At 41.0% G+C, this 21,141-nt stretch carries 23 protein-coding genes and 2 pseudogenes; 11 read left to right on the top strand and 14 right to left on the bottom strand.

The features are described from left to right. Window positions 1–4 precede the first annotated feature (4 nt). Window positions 5–1,111: a HipA domain-containing protein gene (locus B5D29_RS00275; protein ID WP_078767576.1), complete on the bottom strand. Its 1,107-nt coding sequence runs from the start codon at window positions 1,109–1,111 to the stop codon at window positions 5–7. 126 nt (window positions 1,112–1,237) lie between these two features. Here B5D29_RS00275 and B5D29_RS08630 point away from each other — a divergent pair, with 126 nt between their 5' ends. The 3 genes from B5D29_RS08630 (at window position 1,238) to B5D29_RS00270 (ending at window position 2,997) form a co-directional block, all read left to right on the top strand. Beyond that, window positions 1,238–1,378 carry a hypothetical protein gene (locus B5D29_RS08630; RefSeq protein ID WP_159443358.1) on the top strand — a complete coding sequence of 47 codons (141 nt, stop codon included), beginning with the start codon at window positions 1,238–1,240 and terminating at the stop codon, window positions 1,376–1,378. Between the two features lie 50 nt (window positions 1,379–1,428). After that, on the top strand, window positions 1,429–1,506 hold the full coding sequence (locus tag B5D29_RS08525; RefSeq protein ID WP_143406699.1) for a GGGtGRT protein: 78 nt from the start codon (window positions 1,429–1,431) through the stop codon (window positions 1,504–1,506). Window positions 1,507–1,662: 156 nt separating this feature from the next. After that, window positions 1,663–2,997, top strand: coding sequence for a sialidase family protein (locus tag B5D29_RS00270; protein WP_078767575.1), 1,335 nt, complete (start codon window positions 1,663–1,665; stop codon window positions 2,995–2,997). A gap of 71 nt (window positions 2,998–3,068) precedes the next feature. Here B5D29_RS00270 and B5D29_RS00265 read toward each other — a convergent pair whose 3' ends face one another. From B5D29_RS00265 to B5D29_RS00235, 9 genes and pseudogenes are all read right to left on the bottom strand, one after another. Then, a complete protein-coding gene (locus B5D29_RS00265; RefSeq protein WP_005339874.1) occupies window positions 3,069–3,227 on the bottom strand; it encodes a rubredoxin in 159 nt (52 codons plus the stop codon). Window positions 3,228–3,257: 30 nt separating this feature from the next. Continuing rightward, on the bottom strand, window positions 3,258–3,929 hold the full coding sequence (gene rbr, locus B5D29_RS08935; protein ID WP_479723658.1) for a rubrerythrin: 672 nt from the start codon (window positions 3,927–3,929) through the stop codon (window positions 3,258–3,260). A gap of 60 nt (window positions 3,930–3,989) precedes the next feature. Then, window positions 3,990–4,424, bottom strand: a pseudogene (locus B5D29_RS08930) (flavin reductase family protein); the annotation flags it as partial. Between the two features lie 7 nt (window positions 4,425–4,431). After that, a complete protein-coding gene (locus tag B5D29_RS00255) occupies window positions 4,432–4,839 on the bottom strand; it encodes a Fur family transcriptional regulator (RefSeq protein WP_078767573.1) in 408 nt (135 codons plus the stop codon). Between the two features lie 90 nt (window positions 4,840–4,929). After that, window positions 4,930–5,076 carry a peroxide stress protein YaaA gene (gene yaaA / locus B5D29_RS00250; RefSeq protein ID WP_479723657.1) on the bottom strand — a complete coding sequence of 49 codons (147 nt, stop codon included), beginning with the start codon at window positions 5,074–5,076 and terminating at the stop codon, window positions 4,930–4,932. Window positions 5,077–5,350: 274 nt separating this feature from the next. Further along, window positions 5,351–5,485, bottom strand: a complete 135-nt coding sequence (locus B5D29_RS08815; protein ID WP_278286407.1) for a hypothetical protein — start codon at window positions 5,483–5,485, stop codon at window positions 5,351–5,353. 13 nt (window positions 5,486–5,498) lie between these two features. Next, window positions 5,499–5,810, bottom strand: coding sequence for a HipA N-terminal domain-containing protein (locus B5D29_RS00245; protein ID WP_242941702.1), 312 nt, complete (start codon window positions 5,808–5,810; stop codon window positions 5,499–5,501). Then, window positions 5,807–6,010, bottom strand: coding sequence for a helix-turn-helix domain-containing protein (locus B5D29_RS00240; protein WP_078767572.1), 204 nt, complete (start codon window positions 6,008–6,010; stop codon window positions 5,807–5,809). Before B5D29_RS00240 ends, B5D29_RS00245 begins: the two co-directional genes overlap by 4 nt. 191 nt (window positions 6,011–6,201) lie before the next feature. Beyond that, entirely contained in the window at window positions 6,202–6,438 is a 237-nt protein-coding gene (locus B5D29_RS00235; RefSeq protein ID WP_078767571.1) for a hypothetical protein, read from the bottom strand. A 146-nt stretch (window positions 6,439–6,584) separates the two neighbouring features. On the opposite strand from B5D29_RS00235, the gene B5D29_RS00230 reads away from it, so the two are divergent. The 7 genes from B5D29_RS00230 (at window position 6,585) to purF (ending at window position 15,543) form a co-directional block, all read left to right on the top strand. Next, complete coding sequence (locus B5D29_RS00230; protein WP_078767570.1) at window positions 6,585–7,037, top strand: NUDIX hydrolase; 453 nt, start codon at window positions 6,585–6,587, stop codon at window positions 7,035–7,037. A gap of 355 nt (window positions 7,038–7,392) precedes the next feature. Beyond that, a complete protein-coding gene (gene glnA, locus B5D29_RS00225; RefSeq protein ID WP_078767569.1) occupies window positions 7,393–8,736 on the top strand; it encodes a type I glutamate--ammonia ligase in 1,344 nt (447 codons plus the stop codon). A gap of 164 nt (window positions 8,737–8,900) precedes the next feature. After that, window positions 8,901–10,613 carry an ammonium transporter gene (locus B5D29_RS00220; RefSeq protein WP_078767568.1) on the top strand — a complete coding sequence of 571 codons (1,713 nt, stop codon included), beginning with the start codon at window positions 8,901–8,903 and terminating at the stop codon, window positions 10,611–10,613. Between the two features lie 82 nt (window positions 10,614–10,695). Continuing rightward, window positions 10,696–11,799, top strand: coding sequence for a class II glutamine amidotransferase (locus B5D29_RS00215; RefSeq protein ID WP_078767567.1), 1,104 nt, complete (start codon window positions 10,696–10,698; stop codon window positions 11,797–11,799). Next, a complete protein-coding gene (locus tag B5D29_RS00210) occupies window positions 11,796–13,301 on the top strand; it encodes a glutamate synthase-related protein (RefSeq protein ID WP_407717319.1) in 1,506 nt (501 codons plus the stop codon). Before B5D29_RS00215 ends, B5D29_RS00210 begins: the two co-directional genes overlap by 4 nt. A gap of 11 nt (window positions 13,302–13,312) precedes the next feature. After that, window positions 13,313–14,044, top strand: a complete 732-nt coding sequence (locus B5D29_RS00205) for a GltB/FmdC/FwdC-like GXGXG domain-containing protein (RefSeq protein WP_078767565.1) — start codon at window positions 13,313–13,315, stop codon at window positions 14,042–14,044. Between the two features lie 47 nt (window positions 14,045–14,091). Then, window positions 14,092–15,543, top strand: coding sequence for an amidophosphoribosyltransferase (gene purF, locus B5D29_RS00200; protein ID WP_078767564.1), 1,452 nt, complete (start codon window positions 14,092–14,094; stop codon window positions 15,541–15,543). Window positions 15,544–15,617: 74 nt separating this feature from the next. Here purF and B5D29_RS00195 read toward each other — a convergent pair whose 3' ends face one another. From B5D29_RS00195 to B5D29_RS00185, 3 genes are all read right to left on the bottom strand, one after another. Beyond that, window positions 15,618–17,711: an alpha-galactosidase gene (locus tag B5D29_RS00195; RefSeq protein WP_078767563.1), complete on the bottom strand. Its 2,094-nt coding sequence runs from the start codon at window positions 17,709–17,711 to the stop codon at window positions 15,618–15,620. Between the two features lie 511 nt (window positions 17,712–18,222). Next, the gene (locus tag B5D29_RS00190) at window positions 18,223–19,284 is read right to left on the bottom strand and encodes a leucine-rich repeat domain-containing protein (RefSeq protein WP_159443357.1); all 1,062 of its coding nucleotides are present in this window, start codon (window positions 19,282–19,284) and stop codon (window positions 18,223–18,225) included. Window positions 19,285–19,297: 13 nt separating this feature from the next. Next, the gene (locus B5D29_RS00185; RefSeq protein WP_078767561.1) at window positions 19,298–19,672 is read right to left on the bottom strand and encodes a hypothetical protein; all 375 of its coding nucleotides are present in this window, start codon (window positions 19,670–19,672) and stop codon (window positions 19,298–19,300) included. Window positions 19,673–19,794: 122 nt separating this feature from the next. Here B5D29_RS00185 and B5D29_RS00180 point away from each other — a divergent pair, with 122 nt between their 5' ends. Further along, entirely contained in the window at window positions 19,795–20,787 is a 993-nt protein-coding gene (locus B5D29_RS00180) for a CehA/McbA family metallohydrolase (protein ID WP_078767560.1), read from the top strand. A 141-nt stretch (window positions 20,788–20,928) separates the two neighbouring features. On the opposite strand, the pseudogene B5D29_RS00175 reads toward B5D29_RS00180, so the two are convergent. Continuing rightward, a pseudogene (locus B5D29_RS00175) lies at window positions 20,929–21,105 on the bottom strand (ATP-binding cassette domain-containing protein); the annotation flags it as partial. Between the last annotated feature and the right edge of the window lie 36 nt (window positions 21,106–21,141).

The raw sequence follows: 21,141 nt of genomic DNA, 5'->3' as shown, positions 1-21,141 counted from the left end.
ATAATTATATCAAATTTTGGTTCAAAACATTTAGTCGCCGGCAGAACATATTGTATTGTTCCTCGGAGCCAAACCACTCTTTTTTAACCTCGTGGATTTGATTGAGTCCGACTGCCTTAACCGCTTCGACCGCAGCCTCAAGTTGCGACATTGTTTTTGGTGTTGTTTGGCATTTTACACCGTCAATAGTGTTATAGGAATTGAAAGCCTTGTTGAAATCCATCAACGGAAACAGCTTTGCAATCTTATTGTTTGAATTGTCAACAAGGAAGCCCCAGTTGCCCCAATGCCTATCAGTGTTTCCAACAAGATAATCAACTATATTCATCATATGATATGAATAACTGTCGTATTGACTAACTAAATCAAAAACGGTCATATCATTGTTGGCACAGTAAATTTCAATATGCTCAATCGGAACAATGCTATAATTCAACGAAGTGAAAATCTTGCAAATGCTGACTTTGTTGTTGTCGTATTCGCCCTCAAAATATTGCACATGCTCAATATCAAAACAATCAATTATTTTGCTTGCAAGCAACTCGGCATCAACATCACGAATATCACCGTCTTTATACAGATAGAAGTTACCGTTCTCTCGTACCCAAGCTTTTGGTGCAACGCCCATTGTGCCAATATCGCCTGCGACATCCTCTTTGCCGATTAATTCGCTGTTGTCAGCAGTCAACTGCTTGCCACAAAGGGAAACATCCACAAAGGCGTTGGAAAGTGAGTGTTCGTACAAATTGATAGCGTCAAAAGAAATATCCTCGTCAGCCTTTATCCAATATACATCTGTCATTGAAAGTCCATGATAAGTAATCGCAATTTCTGCTCTGTCACGGTCAGACACAGCTTGTTTCATGCCGATGCTGTTAAGAATTTCTTTCGCATACTTTCTGTCAAGAGTAAGCACTCTGGAGGCGCACCAATGATAGAAATTATCAAGATTATTCATTCTTGACCTAATGTCATCTTTATCGGTTATCAAATAAAGATTATATGGCATAAAATCAAGATTGTGAATTTCACAAGCACCGTCACTGTAAACAGTCACAACCTCTGTGTCCTTGTGCATAATCGTGTATGAATACCAATCATTATTGCCCATAGCTTACTCCTTTCGTTACTTTATATTTATGATAACAAAAATTAACTTTAATTGCAATATAATTAACATTTTACCATCATACGAGGTTGGAAGTTATTTATTTTTTGTTCCTTGCAAGGATACAATATGAGCATTTTGATTTGGGAAAACGGCGTGACAAATTCGCCAAATATTCGTCAAAATGAAAAATATTCGCCAAAATACAGCAGAATACAGCAAAACACAAAAAGATACAAAATTCAAACAAAGAACTCTGAAACGCAGTGATAGCAAGGGTTTCGGAAGATACGATTAAACACAAATACATAAAAACAAATATGATTTTTGGATTGGGTAACAATCCTATGGTCGGAGCTACCGTAGCTTGTGCAGTTGCTGTCGCAGAGGCACTTTAATCAGAACTAATAATCATAAACAACAGTTGAACCGCTCGGGCAATCTCGGGCGGTTTTTTCATTTTGTTCTTTATTATCGTGATTAGATGTGATATAATCCTATTGTAGTAAGTAATATTAAAAATCCAAAACACAGAATATTTAAGGAGAAACATTATGAAAAAAATATTTTGCACACTGTTAAGCGTAATTTTAATTTTTACATTACTTGCCGGATGCTCGACTGAAAGGCTTGCATTTACAGGCGGGGACTACACTATTCCCGAATTGGATTTGAGTGTTATACCGGAGGAATACAAGGATAGCAAATATGAGTACTTGTATGAGCTTTCGGTTGTTGACAACTCAAAGGACTATGTGGCGCATCCCGATTCCGTACTTTTGAAAAACGGCAACATACTCACTATGTACCCTGAAGGTCACGGCAAGGGTGCAGTTCAGACAAAAATCAGCACAGACGGCGGTCTCACTTGGGGGGACGGTGTTAAAAATCCACCGCCAAGCTGGGAAAATTCTCGTGAAACCCCAACAGTATATCGTTTGCAATTTACCGACGGTGTAACCGATGACAAGCTGATTATGATTTCGGCAAACCCAAAGTGGGGCGACGAGCCGACGGACGGTGGATTTAACTGCTCCGTTTCTGCCGATGAGGGTGAAACCTGGACAGAGTTTGAAACCTTTTACGATGTAAACAGCGACACACCCGTTATTCCTATCGTTGCAATGTCAAGCCTGACACAGCTCAAGGAAAACGGCAAATTTGTTGACAAGTGGATGGGACTTTTCCACGACGCTGATTTTTACAATTACAAAACCATCCTCACCTTTGACAAGGACGGAAACCCGCAATGGAGCGCACCTGAAAAATACTTTGCACAGTACAGAGAGATTGAGCAAAAATCAAATATGTGCGAGGTTGAGGTTATTCGCAGTGAGCAGGGACAGGGCGACAGGCTTTGCCTTATCTCGCGAAGCAACTCAAAGCAAATGAATTCTTTGATTTCATTCTCTGATGACGAGGGTAAAAGCTGGAGCGAGCCTGTTGAAGCTCCCGCTGCACTTAACGGTGAGCGTCACAAGGCGGAATATACGCCGGACGGCAGATTGTTCATCACCTTCCGTTCTATCGAAAGAGGTAAAAAGGCAGAAGAAAATGCCTCGCGAAAGGTAACGGGCGGATGGATAAGCGAAGGCTGGATTGCTTGGGTAGGAACCTTTGAGGATTTGGAGCAGGGCAACGAGGGACAATACAGAATCAAGCTTGCTCATATATACAAGGACGGCCAAAGAAAGCCTGCATACAGTGCCGAGGCAGACACAGGCTACTGCGGAAATGTGGTGCTTGACGATGGAACAATCGTAACCTCAACCTACGGCAAATTCAACCCAAAGGATAAAATTAACTTCAAGACATACAAAACATCAATTTGCTCAAAACGAATTAACCTAAACGACTCAGATGAGCTCGTTGAAAAAATGAATAAGTAAGAATAAAAAACCCTGTTGCTCACACGCACCAGGGTTTTTGCTTATCTATCCGTATTTAAATAATCAGAATTTTATTCAACTTCTGAAAACTGATCTTTTCCAACATTACATAATGGGCATTCAAAATCTTCCGGAACGTCTTCCCACTTTGTTCCTGGTGCAATACCACCTTCAGGATAACCTTCCTCTTCATCATATTCCCATCCGCAAACGTCACATACATATTTCATTAGTTTGTTCCTCGTAATAATCTCATCTTCTTAATAATTCTCTTCATGTACTTCAAAATAGCTCTGTGGATGATTACATACCGGACATACTTCAGGCGCCTTAGTTCCTACCACAATATGTCCGCAGTTACGGCATTCCCATACCTTAACTTCGCTCTTTTCAAATACCTGTGCAGTTTCAACATTCTTAAGAAGTGCACGATATCTTTCCTCATGGTGCTTTTCAATCTCACCTACTGCCCTGAATTTTGTTGCAAGCTCAGGGAATCCTTCTTCCTCAGCTTTTTTAGCAAAGCCTTCATACATATCTGTCCACTCATAATTTTCGCCTTCAGCCGCTGCCACCAGGTTTTCCTTTGTATCACCAATTCCTGCTAATTCCTTGAACCACATCTTTGCGTGTTCTTTCTCATTATCTGCAGTCTTTAAAAACAATGCTGACATCTGCTCGTAACCTTCCTTTTTCGCTACAGAAGCAAAATAGGTATACTTATTTCTTGCCTGTGATTCCCCTGCAAATGCCTCCTGTAAATTCTTCTCTGTCTGTGTTCCTGCATATTTGTTTTTTGCCATCTCTTTTACCTCCGTTTTATTTACTACTTTTTCAAAATCTGATGCCGGGTGCTTGCACAAAGGACATATAAAGTCATCCGGTAATTCCTCGCCTACATATTCATATCCGCAAATTCTGCAACGCCATATTGTCTGACCGTCCTCTGTTTTTCCAACCTCCTGTGGCTTAGGCTTAATATTATTCTGATAATAATCATATGTTACTGAAGGAACATTGCTTAAAACTTCCATATCGGTTATCTCACCGATAAACATCGTATGTGAACCCAAGTCCTCTGTTTTAGTAACTGTCACAGAAATGTATGCATTTGTACCTTCTGTAACATAATAAATACCATTCGCGCCCCTGGCACACTGCTCAAATGCTTCAAACTTATTGGTATCTCTTCCTGATTGGAAGCCAAAATGTTTGAACAATTCAAATTGTGCCTTCTGACTTAAGACTGATACAGTAAATTTTCCGGTTCTTTGAATCATATCATGCGTATAATTTGCCTTATTTACACAGATACTTAACTGGTTTGGTTCCGAAGCTGCCTGAATGGCTGTATTAATGATGCATCCGTTATCTTTTTCTGCTTCTTTAGCGGTCAATACAAACAGTCCATAACTCAACTTATACATTGCTTTCCTATCCATGATGTTCCTCCTTTACCTTCTCCCTGCATTTCGGACAAATGCCTTTAAATGAAATATCATAATCCACAAATTCAATTCCATGAGTGTTATGAATTCTTTCCAGCAAATCCGGTATTTGATCCATATCCACATCAAAAATTTCACCGCACTTTATACATCTTACATGGTAATGATTTTTCAATATAAAATCAAATCGGTTCGGTCCATTCGGAACTTCAACCTTTCTTAATGCACCTTCCTCTACCAATATATCAAGATTTCTATATACAGTTCCTTTTCCAATTGTTGGATATGCTTCTTTTATAAATTCATACACTTCATTTGCCGTAACGTGTCTTCTCATTTCGTATACGGTATTTCTTACAAGATCTTTTTGAATGGTATTTCTCCTACTTGTCATTCGTCCTCCTTATTAGGATTGGTTCTTAATAAAAATTATATACCGCTATTATCCTGTTGTCAATAAAAATAGTAATAATTCTCATTATTATTATTTTATTTTGCGTTCAAATTCATATCCGGAATCTGAAGATAAATCAGACCTAAACGAATATCCGAGTCTGTCAAATTTCTGAATTTCCACCGGATTTTCAATATTATTTTCCGCTATGAATCTGACCATTTCACCACGAGCCATCCTACAGTATTTAATAAAAGAATAAAAAAATAATAAAGTAAAGGCTTATGAAGTAATAAATAAAAGTTTGAAAGACCATTTCTCGAATTACAGTTATTGTTAGCCATCTTTATTATTAAAATTATGAGAGAATATATCAAACAATTATGTTGAGATTGTTCAATGAAACTCATTTAGTAGTAATATGGAATATTGCATAGAGAGCAGTAACAAAAAAGAACACTGTTAGCGATCATAATATTGTTAAAACGATATAAGGATGATTTGATGTTATTTAAGAAAAAGCCGATTTCAGTAGAATATTCGGTATATGAATGTTCACTGCAAGTAGTTGCAAATAAAGGCAAGCCTTGTGCCAGCCTGTTTCATCAGGTGTACGCAAAGGTTTTCCACAACATAAACAATTCATTCCTTTTCCTCCCTTATTGAAACATTGCCGATTCCATCCTGCAGGCTATGAGCAAAACCCCAAAGCGGTCGTGGCTGTCGATTTTCCAATTATCGGTTACAATTTTTAAAAGCCAACCTTCGGGAATAAGTCCGTCAAAAAACGAAAACAATGTTTTTGATGTGTATTCTTCCGCCTGCAACGGCAAGGTAAGCGAAACGGCAGACGCATTTTTACTCTGCAAATAATCTGAATCATATTTGAATGAGTAACCGTTATCTGTTTCCTTGAGGACACCGGCAAAGGTGTTTCTCACATAAACATAGGCTGTTCTGAAAACGCTCATTTATCTTCCTTCTTTCCGGCAACAGCCTGTGCATTAAACATTGCAAGCGCAACATTTACCTTGTCCATACGCACGGTTTCCTTGCCTTGCTCAAGCTCACGAACAAAGCGAAGTCCAAGACCCGAACGCAATGCAAATTGTTCCTGCGTAAGTCCTGCAGCTTTTCTGTTTTCTTTTACAAATTCCGCAATCGGGTTCATATTACTACTCCTTGTAGTTATTATCTATGATTATTCTACACCCTTTAGGGTACAATATCAATGAATTTATTTCAATTATAAACCCTATCGGGTATATTGTTTACTTGGAAATATAAAATATACCTTTTAGGGTATAAAAAGCTGCAAACAGCAAAAAACCATTTACAGCTCAAATATTACTTTTAATATAATTATATCAAATTTTGATTCAAAACATTTAGTCGCCGGCAGAACATATTGTATTGTTCTTCAGAGCTAAACCACTCCTTTTTAACCTCGTGGATTTGGTTAAGTCCGACTGCCTTAACAGCTTCGACCGCAGCCTCAAGTTGTGACATTGTTTTTGGTGTTGTTTGGCATTTTACACCGTCAAGAGTGTCATAGGAATTGAAAGCCTTGTTGAAATTAAAGTCAAAAAATTTAAACATACAATAATTTTATTGAATTTTAAACCGATATATTGTACGATATAATCAAGGTGATAATATGTCAAAATACAACATTTCAAAAGAATTCAAAACATATGGTTAGATTAAGAAACAAAAACAATTATAAAAGAAAAGGATAAAATTCAATGAGCAGAGCACCGTATAATGTATTAGTATTGCCGTATCATATCTATGAAAATAATGTTGAATACTGCATTTTTAAAAGATCTGATATGAACATTTGGCAATTTATTGCCGGTGGAGGAGAAGACGATGAAGAGCCAAGAACAGCAGCAATTCGTGAAAGTTTAGAAGAAGCAAGTATTTCTCCCAACAGCAATTATAGACGGTTAGTTTCTATGGGTTATGTTTCCGTAGAAAATTTTTCTGAAAAAGTACGTCAAACTTGGGGAGAAAAATCAGTTATTCCTGTTTTTACATTTTCAGTAAATTTAGATAAAAAAGATATAGTTATATCAGATGAACATACGGAATTTAAATGGTGCAACTATACCGAAGCAAATGAACGATTGCATTTTGATTTGGACAAAACGGCATTATATGAATTAAACGAGGAAGTTAAAAGAATAACGTTCTAATAGCATAAGCACAAAGAAATGTTTAAATCAAAGAATTAAATCTCTCAAATCCATATATGAAAGATAATTTGTGCGTTGCTGTCGCAAAGTCACTCTGACAAAGGGTTTCAGGGTTTTTCGGAGGAAAATTTTTTATAATTTTCACGAATACAAAACCCGAAAACAGGGGGTTGTATATAGAAATTGCACAAACATAAATTTTTTTATTGACAAATAAAAATCATCGGCGTATTATGAAAACATAGAAAGAACGAGGAAGTTCCAACAGGTGGAACTCCCTCGCTTTGCTTTTTTATAGACTGCTTTGCGGTTTATGCGGTCTATAAAACAATATAACTATAGGAGGGTGTGTATTATGAGTAAGTACACAAAGGAACAAATCTTGAAAGAGGCCAAAGAAAACGGTGTTGAGTTTATTCGCTTGCAGTTTACCGATTTGTTTGGCATTATGAAAAATGTTGCAATTACATTTTCACAACTTGAAAAAGCGCTTGACAACGATTGTATGTTTGACGGCTCATCGATTGACGGCTTTGTTCGAATTGATGAAAGTGATATGTATTTGCATCCTGATTTTGACACTTGGGCAATTTTCCCATGGCGCAAGCATCAAAATGCACAGACGGCTCGTTTGATTTGCTCCGTTTACAAGGCAGACAATGTTACACCTTTTGAGGGCGACCCAAGAAATGTGTTGCAGAAAGTCATTGACCAGGCTGCCGAAATGGGTTACGGATTCAATGTCGGACCTGAATGCGAATTCTTCCTCTTCAACACAGATGAGAACGGTGCACCGACACTTGAAACCAACGACAAGGCAGGCTACTTTGACCTCAACCCTATCGACACAGGTTCTAATTGCAGACGAGATATTTGCCTTGCGCTTGAAGAAATGGGCTACACCATCGAGGCTTCGCACCACGAAGTTGCAAAGGGACAGCACGAGATTGATTTCCAGTTCGGCGATGTTATGACAACGGCAGACAGAGTTATGACCTTTAAACATGTTGTTAAGACTTACGCAACCAAACACGGCTTGCACGCAACATTTATGGCAAAGCCTATCGAGGGCATCAACGGCTCGGGTATGCACACAAATATGTCGCTCTACGACCTCAAAACAGGCAAAAATGTTTTTGACGACCCTGACGGCGAATTGGGTCTTTCGGATACAGCTTACAGCTTTATTGCAGGCATTATGGCTCACATCCAAGGCATTGCAGTTGTCAGCAACCCAACAGTAAACAGCTACAAGAGATTGGTGCCGGGCTACGAAGCTCCGTCATATCTCGTGTGGTCAACATCAAACAGAAGTTGCCTTGTTCGTATCCCTGCTTCTCGTGGCAAGGGCACAAGAGTTGAACTTCGTTGTCCTGACCCAACCTGCAATCCTTATCTTGAAATGGCACTTTGCCTTGCTGCGGGACTTGACGGAATCAAGAAGGGCTTGAAGCCTGCTCCTGCATATGACGAAAATGTGTTTGCACTTTCTGATGAGGAATTACACACAAAAGGAATTCAATGCTTGCCGGGTTCACTTGCCGAAGCTATTGCGGCTGCTGAGGCAGATCCATTCATCAAAGAAACTCTTGGCAATCATGTATATTCAAACTATATTTCAGGCAAAAAGGCTGAATGGGACAGCTACAAAACCTCTGTTTCGCAGTGGGAGATTAATCACTATATGATTAACTATTAATTTACCCTCTCTTATGACTTTAATTAGTCGTTCTCATTTTAAGCGGCATCCTTGGGGTTATATCTTGAGGATGCTCAACTTAATTAATGCTCGGCACATTGCGGTTTTCGTGCTCTGCATTAATTCTACTCTATGTCTATAACAAACTATGGGAGAAACTAAATATGAATGATTCAATTTTTACTGCAATTGCAGATAATGTTTTTGGAGTCTGGTTTTTAATTGGTGCCGCACTTGTATTTTTTATGCAATGTGGATTTGCCATGGTTGAAAGCGGGTTTACACGAGCAAAGAACGCCGGAAATATCATAATGAAAAACCTTATGGATTTCTGCATCGGTGCTTTGATGTTTATTCTCATTGGCTATGGCTTGATGTTTGGCGAAAATTATGTAGCCGGACTCTTTGGTTTACCTACACTTAAATTATTGACAGATTACACTTCATCAAGTGCAGATTGGTCAAACTTTGTATTCAACCTTGTTTTCTGTGCAACAGCCGCAACTATTGTTTCCGGCTCTATGGCAGAAAGAACAAAATTCAGCTCGTACTGCATTTATTCAGCTGTTATCTCGGCAGTTGTTTATCCGATTGAAGCAGGCTGGATTTGGAATTCGAACGGTTGGCTTGCAAAAATGGGATTTCACGATTATGCAGGTTCAACGGCAATTCATATGGTTGGCGGTATCGCCGCCCTTATTGGTGCAATATTCCTCGGCCCTCGTATCGGCAAATATGTTGTTGATAAGAAAACAGGAAAGAAAAAAGCAAAAGCTATTCCGGGACATTCATTGACACTCGGTGCACTCGGCGTTTTCATTCTTTGGTTTGGCTGGTACGGCTTCAACGGCGCTGCCGCAAAAGATGTTGACACACTTGCATCAATATTCCTCACAACAACACTTGCACCGGCAACTGCCACATGTGTAACAATGATTTTCACTTGGATTAAAGACGGAAAGCCTGATGTTTCTATGTCGCTCAACGCTTCGCTTGCAGGTTTGGTTGCAATCACGGCTCCGTGCGACTGTGTTGACGCTTTTGGCTCAATTATCATCGGTGCGGTTTCGGGTATACTTGTTGTAGTTGTTGTAGAAGGACTTGACAAGAAGCTCCATATTGACGACCCTGTCGGCGCTGTCGGTGTTCACTTGGCAAACGGTGTTTGGGGCACGATTGCAGTAGGTCTTTTCTCAAGAGGATATGACGGAGTTGGAAAAGGCTTGTTTTACGGTGGCGGTTTCAAACAATTGGGAATTCAGTTGCTCGGCTTTGTTGCAGTTGCCTCATGGGCAGTCATCACAATGATAATTGTATTTGCACTTATCAAAAAGACAAACGGACTTCGTGTTACGGCAGAGGAAGAAATCAAAGGTCTTGATTCAACAGAGCACAATTTGCCGTCTGCATATGCAGACTTTGTGCCGACAAGTGTTCTTATCAGTTCAGCTCCGCCTGCACAATCTGTTGAAAAGGCAATTCCTGTTGAAACATTTACAACAAAAACAGACGCTGTGCTTTCAAAGATAGTTATGATTTTCAACCCTTCAAAATTTGAGGAATTGAAAGAAGCGATGAACGACATCGGCATTACAGGTATGACAGCCACAAATGTTATGGGTTGCGGTGTTCAAAAAGGACACATCAAAAAATACCGTGGTGTAGAAATTGAGGAAATGAGCCTGCTTCCAAAGATGAAACTGGAAATGGTTGTGTCCGCAATTCCTGTTAAGACCGTTGTTGAAACAGCGAGAAAAGTTCTTTACACAGGCAACATCGGCGATGGCAAAATCTTTGTTTACGATGTTGAAGATGTGATGAAAGTTCGCACCGGCGAACACGGTTATGACGCACTTCAGGATGTTGAAGGCGAATAAAACGAACAATACGAATAAATAATATACAGCAAAAGGGTGAGCGAAAGCTTGCCCAATTGCTGCGTATATTAGGAGGTTATATATGTTAAAGGAAGGACAGGTTAGAATTCCGAGCGGATGTGCAATTGCAGCGATTATTGACAGGAAGGGCAACAAAATCAACGGCTCTGAAATCATCAAATCCATTGCACTTATGCACGACAGGTCAAACGGACTCGGCGGTGGTTTTGCTGCCTACGGAATTTATCCGGAGCATAAAGAAGATTATGCCATCCATGTATTTTACGACAACGCAGACGCAAAAAAGCAATGCGAGGATTTTTTATTTAAGCACTTCAACATTGATGTTGCGGAAAGAATACCTACTCGCAAGGTGCAGAGCATTGAAAACGGACCTGACATTTGGCGTTATTTCGGCAGAGCAAACCGAGTTAGGATGAAAAACGCTCGTCTTGACGAGCTTGAATATGTTGCTCAATGCGTAACAAATGTGAACAATTCAATCGACGGCGCATATATCTTTTCAAGTGGCAAGAATATGGGCTGTTTTAAAGCTGTTGGTTATCCGGAAGATGTCGGAGAGTTTTATATGCTCGACCAATATGACGCTTATCTTTGGACTGCGCACGGCAGATTTCCCACAAACACACCGGGTTGGTGGGGTGGCTCACATCCGTTCAATATCCTCGATTGGTCAATAGTTCACAACGGTGAAATCTCATCATACGACACCAACAGAAGATACATTGAACAGTTCGGCTACATCTGCACAATGCAGACAGACACCGAGGTTATTACATATTTGTTTGACCACTTACTGCGTCACCACAAATTGCCTATGGAGGTTGCCGCCGATGTTTTGACCGCACCCGAATGGGACGAAATTGACAGAATGGACGCTGACAAAAAGGAATACTTCACCAATCTCCGTGCGATTTACAGCGGAGCGTTGGTTAACGGTCCGTTTTCCGTTATCCTCGGTTCAAACAAAGGCTTGCTTGCAATCAACGACAGGTTGAAGCTCCGTTCTCTCACCGCTGCAACAAAGGGCGACAGAGCGTACTTTGCAAGTGAAGAATCGGCTATCAGAATTATTTGCCCCGACCCTGACAAAGTTTGGTCCGTATCGGGAGCAGAACCCGTTTTCATTCCCCTTGAAATTGAAGAAGAGGAGGTTGACGACTGATGATAGGCTACATTCCAAGAAGATTTACTGTAATTCGTGACAAAAATTTGTGCACAAACTGCGGTGGCTGTGTCACCCAATGTATAAACGAATGTCACTTTTTTGCAGATGACGGCAAAACGGTTTTGTCAAATTCCAACAACTGCGTTGCTTGTCACCGCTGTGTTGATATGTGCCCGAGCGGTGCATTGAGAATTGAAAAATATGTTTGCGATTATCGTGACAATGCGAACTGGACACCGCAATATCAACAAGAAATTGTCAGACAGGCAAACACAGGCTCAACCCTGCTTTCCGCCATGGGCAACCCAAAGCCGTACCCGATTTATTGGGACAAAATTTTGCTCAACGCCTCGCAGGTAACCAATCCGTCTATTGACCCATTGCGTGAACCTATGGAAATCAGAACGATTTTGGGTCGCAAACCCGACAAGATTGAAGTTGAGAAAAAAGGCAAATCAACAACAAAAATGCCTCCGCAAGTTATGATTGAAACGCCGATTATGTTCTCGGCAATGAGCTTTGGTTCAATTTCGCTCAACGCTCAAAAATCGCTTGCAATGGCTGCAAAAAATCTCGGAACGCTGTTCAACACGGGCGAAGGCGGACTTCATTCTGCCTTAAAAGAGTATTGCGATTATGCGGTCGTTCAGGTTGCATCGGGACGATTCGGCGTGCACAAAGATTATTTGAACAACTGCAAATTTATTGAAATAAAAATCGGTCAAGGTGCAAAACCGGGCATCGGCGGACATTTGCCGGGTGAAAAGGTAAATGTTGAAGTTTCAAACGCTCGTATGATACCCGAAGGCAGTGATGCGATTTCCCCTGCGCCTCACCACGACATTTATTCTATTGAAGATTTGCGTCAGCTCATTTGGAGCTTGAAGCAGGCAACCGACAATCAAAAACCCGTTGCGGTAAAAATTGCCGCTGTGCACAATGTTGCAGCCATTGCTTCGGGCTGTGCAAGAGCAGGTGCGGACATCATTGTTATTGACGGTTTCAGAGGCGGTACAGGTGCCGCACCTACACGAATCCGTGACAATGTCGGTATTCCAATCGAATTGGCACTTGCGGCAGCTGACCAAAGGTTGAGGGACGAGGGTATTCGTTCAACCGTTTCGCTTGTTGCAAGCGGTTCGTTCAGATGTTCAAGCGATATTGTCAAGGCGATTGCACTCGGCGCAGACGCTTGCTATGTTGCCTCTGCTCCGCTTATCGCTATGGGCTGTCATATGTGCCAAACTTGCAACACGGGCAAGTGCAATTGGGGCATTGCAACCCAACGACCTGAACTCACAAAAAGACTAAATCCGGAGCAAGCACATCAAAGAGTGGAAAACCTCATCACGGCTTGGAATCACGAAATCAAGGAAATTATGGGCGGAATGGGTATCAATTCGGTTGACTCGCTCCGTGGAAACAGGCTTATGCTTCGTGGCATAGGGCTGACCGAAAAAGAACTTGAGATACTCGGAATCAAGCACGCAGGCGAATAGGAGGTGTCACTATGATAGAAGCAGGACTCAGACGATACGAAGAAATAAATGACGAAATCAAGGCTACACTTTCAAAGCGTAACAAGTGCACCGTTAAGGATGTTAACGGACAGCGATACATTGGCTGTGCTCTTGATGAGGGAAAAACCATTGAAATATACGGAACGCCGGGCAACGATATGGCATGCTACCTGAACGGTGGCAAAATCGTTGTGTATGGCAACTGTCAGGACGCTGTCGGCAACACAATGAACGGCGGAGAAATCGTTGTTCACGGTCACAGCGGTGACGCTATGGGCTACGGTATGCGTGACGGACAGATTTACATCAGAGATAATGTTGCGTGCCGTGGCGGTATTCATATGAAAGAATTCAGAGAAATGCGCCCCGTTCTCGTCATCGGTCAAAACGCAGGCTCATTCCTCGGCGAATATATGGCAGGCGGAACGATTGTGCTCCTCGGTCTTGACATCAAGCACGGCGAAAAACTATTCGGAACTCATTGCGCAAGCGGTATGCACGGAGGCAAAATCTTTGTTCGCGGCACATTTCCAAAGGAGAATTTGAGCCACAACATCAAGGTTGAAAAGCTCAATGCAGAGGACGAAAAAGAGCTAAAGTCTTATGTAAAAAAATACTGCAAATACTTTGACGCCGATTTTGAAGAAATTATGGCAAAGCCTTTCAAAAAACTTGTGCCTGCAACTTCAAGACCATATGCAAACTTGTACACACCAAATTAAACCAAAACATTGTTTGTTTAATTTTGTGTTTTAGAGAGGTGTTTTGAATGTTTAATAATTTACACGAAGAATGTGGTGTTTTTGGCATATTCGAGCCAAAAACTTCTTATGTTGCACAATCGGTTTACTTGGCACTTTATGCGCTTCAGCACAGAGGTCAGGAAAGCTGTGGCATAGCCGTCAACGATGACGGAGTGTTTACTCATCACAAAGGCAACGGACTTGTGCCCGATGTTTTCACACAAGACAAACTCGAGCATTTGGGTATGGGAAATATTGCCATCGGTCATGTTCGATATTCAACAACAGGCGGAAAGAACATCAACAATGTTCAGCCACTTGTTATTCGCCACATCAAGGGCAATCTTGCGCTTGCACACAACGGAAACCTTGTTAACGCTATGGAAATCCGCAAGAGCTTTGAACTCAACGGCGGTATCTTCCACGGAACAAGCGACACGGAATCCATAGCTTACGAAATCGTTTCGAACCGACTTTCGTGCAAGAGCACGGAAGAAGCCATAAAAAAAGCTATGCCAAATCTAAAAGGTGCATATTCATGCGTTGTTATGACCGCCACAAAGCTGATTGCTTTTCGTGACCCAAACGGTTTCAGACCGCTTTGTTTCGGCAAAACCGCCGACGGAGCAATTTGTGTGAGCAGCGAAAGTTGTGCGCTTGATACTGTCGGCGCAAAAATAATCCGTGATGTGCTCCCCGGCGAAATAATCACGATTGATTCAAACGGTATTCATTCCGACAAAACGCATTGCAAAAGCAACGGAAATCTTTGCGTGTTTGAATACATCTATTTTGCAAGACCGGACAGCATAATTGACGGTGCATCGGTTGAGCACGCAAGAATGAGGGCAGGTGCATTTCTTGCAAAAGAAAGCCCTGTTGACGCAGATATTGTCATCGGTGTTCCCGACAGCGGACTTGATGCGGCGCTTGGCTATGCCAACGAAAGCGGAATACCGTACGGCATAGGCTTTATCAAAAACAGATATATCGGCAGAAGTTTCATTCAGCCAAATCAATCACAGCGTGAGGACGCAGTCAGAATCAAACTGAATGTCATCAAGGAGAACATCAAGGGCAAGCGAGTTATTATGATTGACGACTCAATCGTTCGTGGAACGACCTGCGCAAGAATTGTAAATCTTCTTCGTGAAGCAGGGGCAAAAGAGGTACATATGCGTGTGTCATCTCCTCCGTTCAAGCATCCGTGCTATTTTGGAACAGATGTTGACAGCCAAGAAAACCTCATTGCATGCAAATACAATTCGGTTGAAGAAATTGCAAAGGTCATCGGCGTTGACAGCCTTGCGTATTTGTCTGTTGAATCAACACATAAATTAGCCGAAAGTGCAAGCACACATTGTTGTGATGGTTGCTTTACGGGCAAATATCCGATTGAAGTTCCAAAGGAACAACCTAAGGACAAATTCGAAGAAAAAATCAGCAAAACCTCAAGCTACTACCAAGTGCTTGATTGATACAGTAAAAAGTAAGAGCTATCAGATTTTTAAGGTCTGATAGCTCATTTTGTTTGCAATGAATGAAGAAAAATTTAATTTTTCAGTTTATCGAGCAACACGATTTCGTTATAATACGCACCGTGGATGTGGGCGGGAATTCCGACATTTGCCATATATGCACCGCTCTTGATATATTCCCTATTTTGGAAGGTAAATCTATATTTTGCATCTTTTTCAAGCCCGTCAAAAAGGATGTTAATTCTCTTTTTAAAAAACCGTGTTCCTCTGCTTGCAATGAATGCAACGGCACTTGATTTGTCACGCTCAACATAGACATTTATCAACACTTCGTTTTCATCGGGATTTGACACTCGATACAAATCGCCAAACTGCACGGTGTGCCGAATCGCCTTGTAAAGTGCGATATTCTTCTTGGAAATCTCCTTGTCATCATCGGAATATTTAAGCAAATTTCCGCCAAGACCAAGTGCGCCCTGCATGGCTATGTTGAAACGAAAATCCAAAGTGCAAGGTTTGTTGATGCCTGCAATGTCCGTCACCCACGCACGCATTGCCTTAATCGGTCGCAAAAGAGAATAGCCGTGCTGAATGGTCATTCGGTCAATTCCGTCCGTGTTGTCACTTGTCCAGCATTGGTCAAAATGGGAAAGTGCGCCCAAATCAGCTCTGCCACCGCCCGATGCACAGGCTTCAAACTGAACATCGCAATGCTTCTCTTTCAATCTGTCAACAATGTCATAAACCGCCTTGGTGTGCAGATAATAAAGCATTTTAGGGCAATTCAGATTTTCTGCTCCCGTTTCTGAAAACGGACGGTTCATATCCCACTTAATGTACTTGATATTGTGCTCACTCAAGAGCTTATCCACGCAATCAAAAACATATTCCTGCACATCTGCTCTTGTCATATTCGGCACAAGCTGATGCCGAAGCTCGCTTTTAACTCTCGTATCATAATGATATGCCCAATCGGGATGCGTGCGATAAAGTTCTGAATCGGGATTTACCATTTCAGGCTCAACCCAAATGCCAAAATCCATTCCGAGAGCATTAACTCCGTCAATCAGCTCATCTAAACCGTTAGGAAATTTATCCTGATTAACAGTCCAGTCGCCGAGTCCTGCTCTGTCATTATTTCTCTTGCCGAACCAACCGTCATCCATAACAAAAAGTTCAACGCCCAAATCGGACGCAATTTTTGCAAGTTCAAGTTGTTGCGACACATTAATATTGAATTCGGTTGCCTCCCACGAATTGTACAAAACAGGAAGCACCTTGTCATTAAACTGACGAGGCAAAAGATGATTGACCGCAAAAGTGTTCATCTGCCTTGACATTTCGCCGAAACCTTGAGTATATCCGGCATAAACGCACGGTGTTGTAAAACTTTCTCCGCTTTTGAGCAGATACGAAAAGTCAAAATCATTCATACCCAAAAGCACTCTTGTGTTTGAATACAAATCACGGTTTGCAATCACCTTGAAATTGCCCGAATATGCAAGCGAGGCAAAATATACATCACCGCTGTGTTCATCAGCATTTTGATACGCAATAAAATACGGTGAATTGTTGTGGCAGCTTGCTCCTTTTTTGCTGTCAAAAACCAAACTGCCTGCTGTCAGCGTGTTGTTTGTTTCAATGAACTCTCCGCCCCACGCACCGTTTGTATTTGAAAATGTATAAGCGTTCTTTGACGGCAAAGAGAATTCCGCACTGAAAAGCCTTTCAAATTGAATGTCGTTTTTGCTTTCATTTTTTACGGTGATGTTTTTTTCAACAATATCACAATCCGAAAAAATCCTGTAATTGATTGAATACACCAAGCCGTAATGCTCATCCTTAAAATTGAGCGTCAGCCTGTCGTTTTCAACAGTTGCACCGCAAAAGCACGAATTGATTTCTCTGCAAGAATCATAAAAATTCGCTTTAAGCACACATTCACGATACATTGTTTTGCCAAAAACCGTGCACTCCTGCTTCATCTCGTCAAGCGAGGTGTGGTTTGAATTTTCGTCACCAAAAGTGAAAATTTCGTAGTCGTCCGCATCACATTTTTTGCCCCAATGAATCAACCTGTCCCTGCCGAATTCGTCAACACCAACCACATAATGTGTGTTTTTCATATCAAGCACAAAAATGTTCTTTTTACATTCAATAATTTTCATAGCACTCCTCCTGTCTCAAGGCTGATTTTATTTTACCATTCAACCTGTCGAATGTCTATAAAAATCGCTCCGAATGATATATAAAAAAGCGGGTTCTAATATATATAACGCATTATTGACACAAAAAAATTATGATATATCGTATATGAACGAACGGTCGTTCTGATACTGACAATATCTAAACAAAATACATATATTATTGGAGAAGAAAATGCAAACTGAAGAACAACACAGACAAAAACTCGTTATCGGCGGGCGCAAAAAAAGCCGATGCAAATTCAAACAATTACGAAAAATCTCCGCTCACGGGCAACGCATCAATATTTGCATCAATCATCAGTGCAGGCGCAGGACTGATTATCCTTGTCGCAACGAGAAAAAGAAAAGAACGATAATTGCAATCGCAATTGCCGCAATAATGTTTTTTTGTATTTAACAGAACGATTTATCGCACTCACAGAATTGTTAAAGCACCGCAGACTCGATGTTTGCGGTGCCTTTTGTATTTATGCTATTTAAAATTTAATGTAACAATACATTCGTGATTAACATCGGCGGCAAATTTGAACCTGATTTTTGTAGGATTGCCTTTTTGAACAACCTTTACTTCACAGGCATTATTTGTAGCCTTTTTAAGTTCGTCACTGTATTTCAAAGGGTCAAAATCTTTTTCTTTGCACGGTTCATTAACCGTTATTTTCTCGGCAGAAAGCAAAAAATACAAATCTCGGCACGGATAAAAAACTTCCTTACTGTTTACGGTGTAGCTGCCGTCAAAATAATAAGGCGAACCCTCTCTAAACCCAAAATAAACAATGCCCATATCACCGAATGCATCATAGGAACAATTTATGTTGAGCACTTTAAAATTATCGGACGAGCCAACAAAAAAATTGCCGCACGAAGTTACGGTTGAAGGAATTGTGATTTTTGTAAGACTTTCGCAAAGAAAAGCTTTTTGACCGATTGTTTGCAAACCCTCGGCCAAATCAGCCTCTTTAAGCATACTGTCGGCAAACGCCTCCTTGCCTATGGTTTTAACGCTGTTCGGAATTTTTACATCGGTTATTTTGCTTTTGTAAAACGCATAATCGCCTATTTTGCAAACACCGTCGGGGATAACTGCCTTTGTGCTGTCGTTAAAACAGCAAAGCAATGTTGTTTTGTCTTTATTGTACAAAATATTGTCCTCAATTGTGTAGTATGGACTTTCGGACTCAAAGCGGAGTTTTACGGAATTTTCGTTTAATTCTCTGAAAAACGAAGTTTCAAACTTAACATATTTGCCCTCGTATTTTACGGGAACGGTAAGGATTTTGCCTGTATCGAAATTATCGGCAATACTGCTTATGTAATATCCGTCATCTTGCACACAGCCGACAAAAGACAAACCGTCAGCCGAACCGTTTTGAGCGTTATTCAAAGTTGTTGATTTGTCAACAGCTGTCACCTCGTTGATATATAAAGCGTTATTTGAATTTTTCTGCACGGCAAAAATCACACCGCAGTAAGCGGCAATTAAAACCGCCGCAACAACAAGAGCAGCAAGAACGGAATTGATTTTTTTACTCATAACGCACCTCTGTTTAACCGAAATCATCAAGAAGTTTAATAAGTCCGACGGATATTGTTATCCAAATGCCGAAATTAACGATATTAAAAGCCGTCATCATTCCGCTGAAAACAGACAAATCAAAATGCCTGCCGAGTTTTTGCTTGATTTTGAAATCACTGTTTTCAATAGGGCAGAAAACGATTGCCAAAACCGCCTCGGTTATATTGACAAAAGGAAAGAAGCCTGTCATAACCATAGTACCTGCCGTTGAATTTACATCATCGAACAAACCCGTACCGCCAAGCAAAGGCAAGCCTGCATAGCCCATCAAAGTTGAACAGGCAAGAGAAGCAAGCAAAATAATCAATTTGAAAATAAATCTTTTTTCGTTTTTACTTCTTTTCATAATTACTCCCGATGTTCAAGAGGTTTATATCCTTTCACTTTTAAAATAACATATATTTATACTTATTGCAACACATTCCGCAAATATGATATAATAAGTATATATTAAAGGGAGTTGGTATTATGAAAAAATGGTACAAGGGCGACACGCATTTGCACACAACAAATTCCGACGGTAATATGACGCCCGAAAAGCTGATTTCGGAATGTAAAAAAATCGGACTTGATTATATGATAATCACAGACCACAACTACAACACGATTAAGAAAAGCCGATTTGACGGCGATATGCTGATTATTCAAGGTCAGGAGCTTACAGACGAACCGGGACATGTTAATGTTTGGGGTGCAAAAGTTCCGCACGACCCGCCGCACAAACTTGACACCGTTGAGGATTACAAAAAGCTGATTGACGCAAGCCGAGAAGCCGGAGCAACAATTTCGCTTAATCATCCGTTTTGTTCAAACTGTCCGTTTTTGCTTGACAAGGACGAATTTAAATTTGACACGGTTGAGGTTTGGAACACCGTTCAACACTCCGACAACCTGAAAAATATGGAGTGGTGGCACGAACAGTTGATCAAGGGCAACAAAATTATGGCTGTAGGCGGCTCGGACCATCACAGATATTACGGTCCCGTGTCGTTTCTTGCTGTGCCGACAACCTATGTTTTGGCAGAAGAAAAGACTGCCGACTCAATCCTAAAAGCCATCCGTGAGGGCAGGAGCGTTGTTACAAACTCGCCTAAATCGAGTATGATTTACTTAACCGTGGGTTCAGCTCAGGTGGGCGACACGGCAAAACTGTCCGAAAACGACACGGCAGAAATAACGATTACAAAATTCAAAAAAGGTCACAAACTTGTAGTTTACAACAACGACAAGGTGATTTTTACCCACACGGCGGAAAAGAATTTCAAAACTTGGTCGGCACAGTTTAAAATCAAAGAGGCAGGCTTTATCCGTGCAGAAATAGATTACAACCTCGGTCCGGTATCAACAAGGGTTGTGGCATTTGCGGAGAGAACCTTCCTCGGCAACAGAGGAGTTAAAAAGACAAACAAAACAATGCCTGAACTGTTTTGGGCATTTACAAATCCGATTTGGATAGAATGACAAATTTTCATTGAATTTTTTGGCATTGCTGCTATAATATTTGTGACATTTTACGCTCGGAGCAAAGCTATGACAAAAATTTCACAAAGAGATTTGGAGCAGATTTACTGCGGCACTCAACGATTACAACCTTGTTGAAGATGGCAACAAAATCGCACCGATAATATTAAGCAGTGTTGATTTGCCCGAGCCCGACGGTCCGAGAAGCACGCACATCTCGCCCTTTTCAATTTCAAAGTCTATGCCCTTGAGCACCTCAACCCTGCTGTCGCCTGTACCAAAATTCTTTTTTATTCCGTTAATTTCTACAAAAGACATTTGCTCCTCCTTTTGCAGTTAGCATAGGCTAACCAA

The sequence above is a fragment of the Eubacterium coprostanoligenes genome, from assembly GCF_900167205.1.
Lineage (GTDB): Bacteria > Bacillota > Clostridia > Oscillospirales > Acutalibacteraceae > Eubacterium_R > Eubacterium_R coprostanoligenes.
This window is presented reverse-complemented; position numbering and strand designations above follow the sequence as displayed.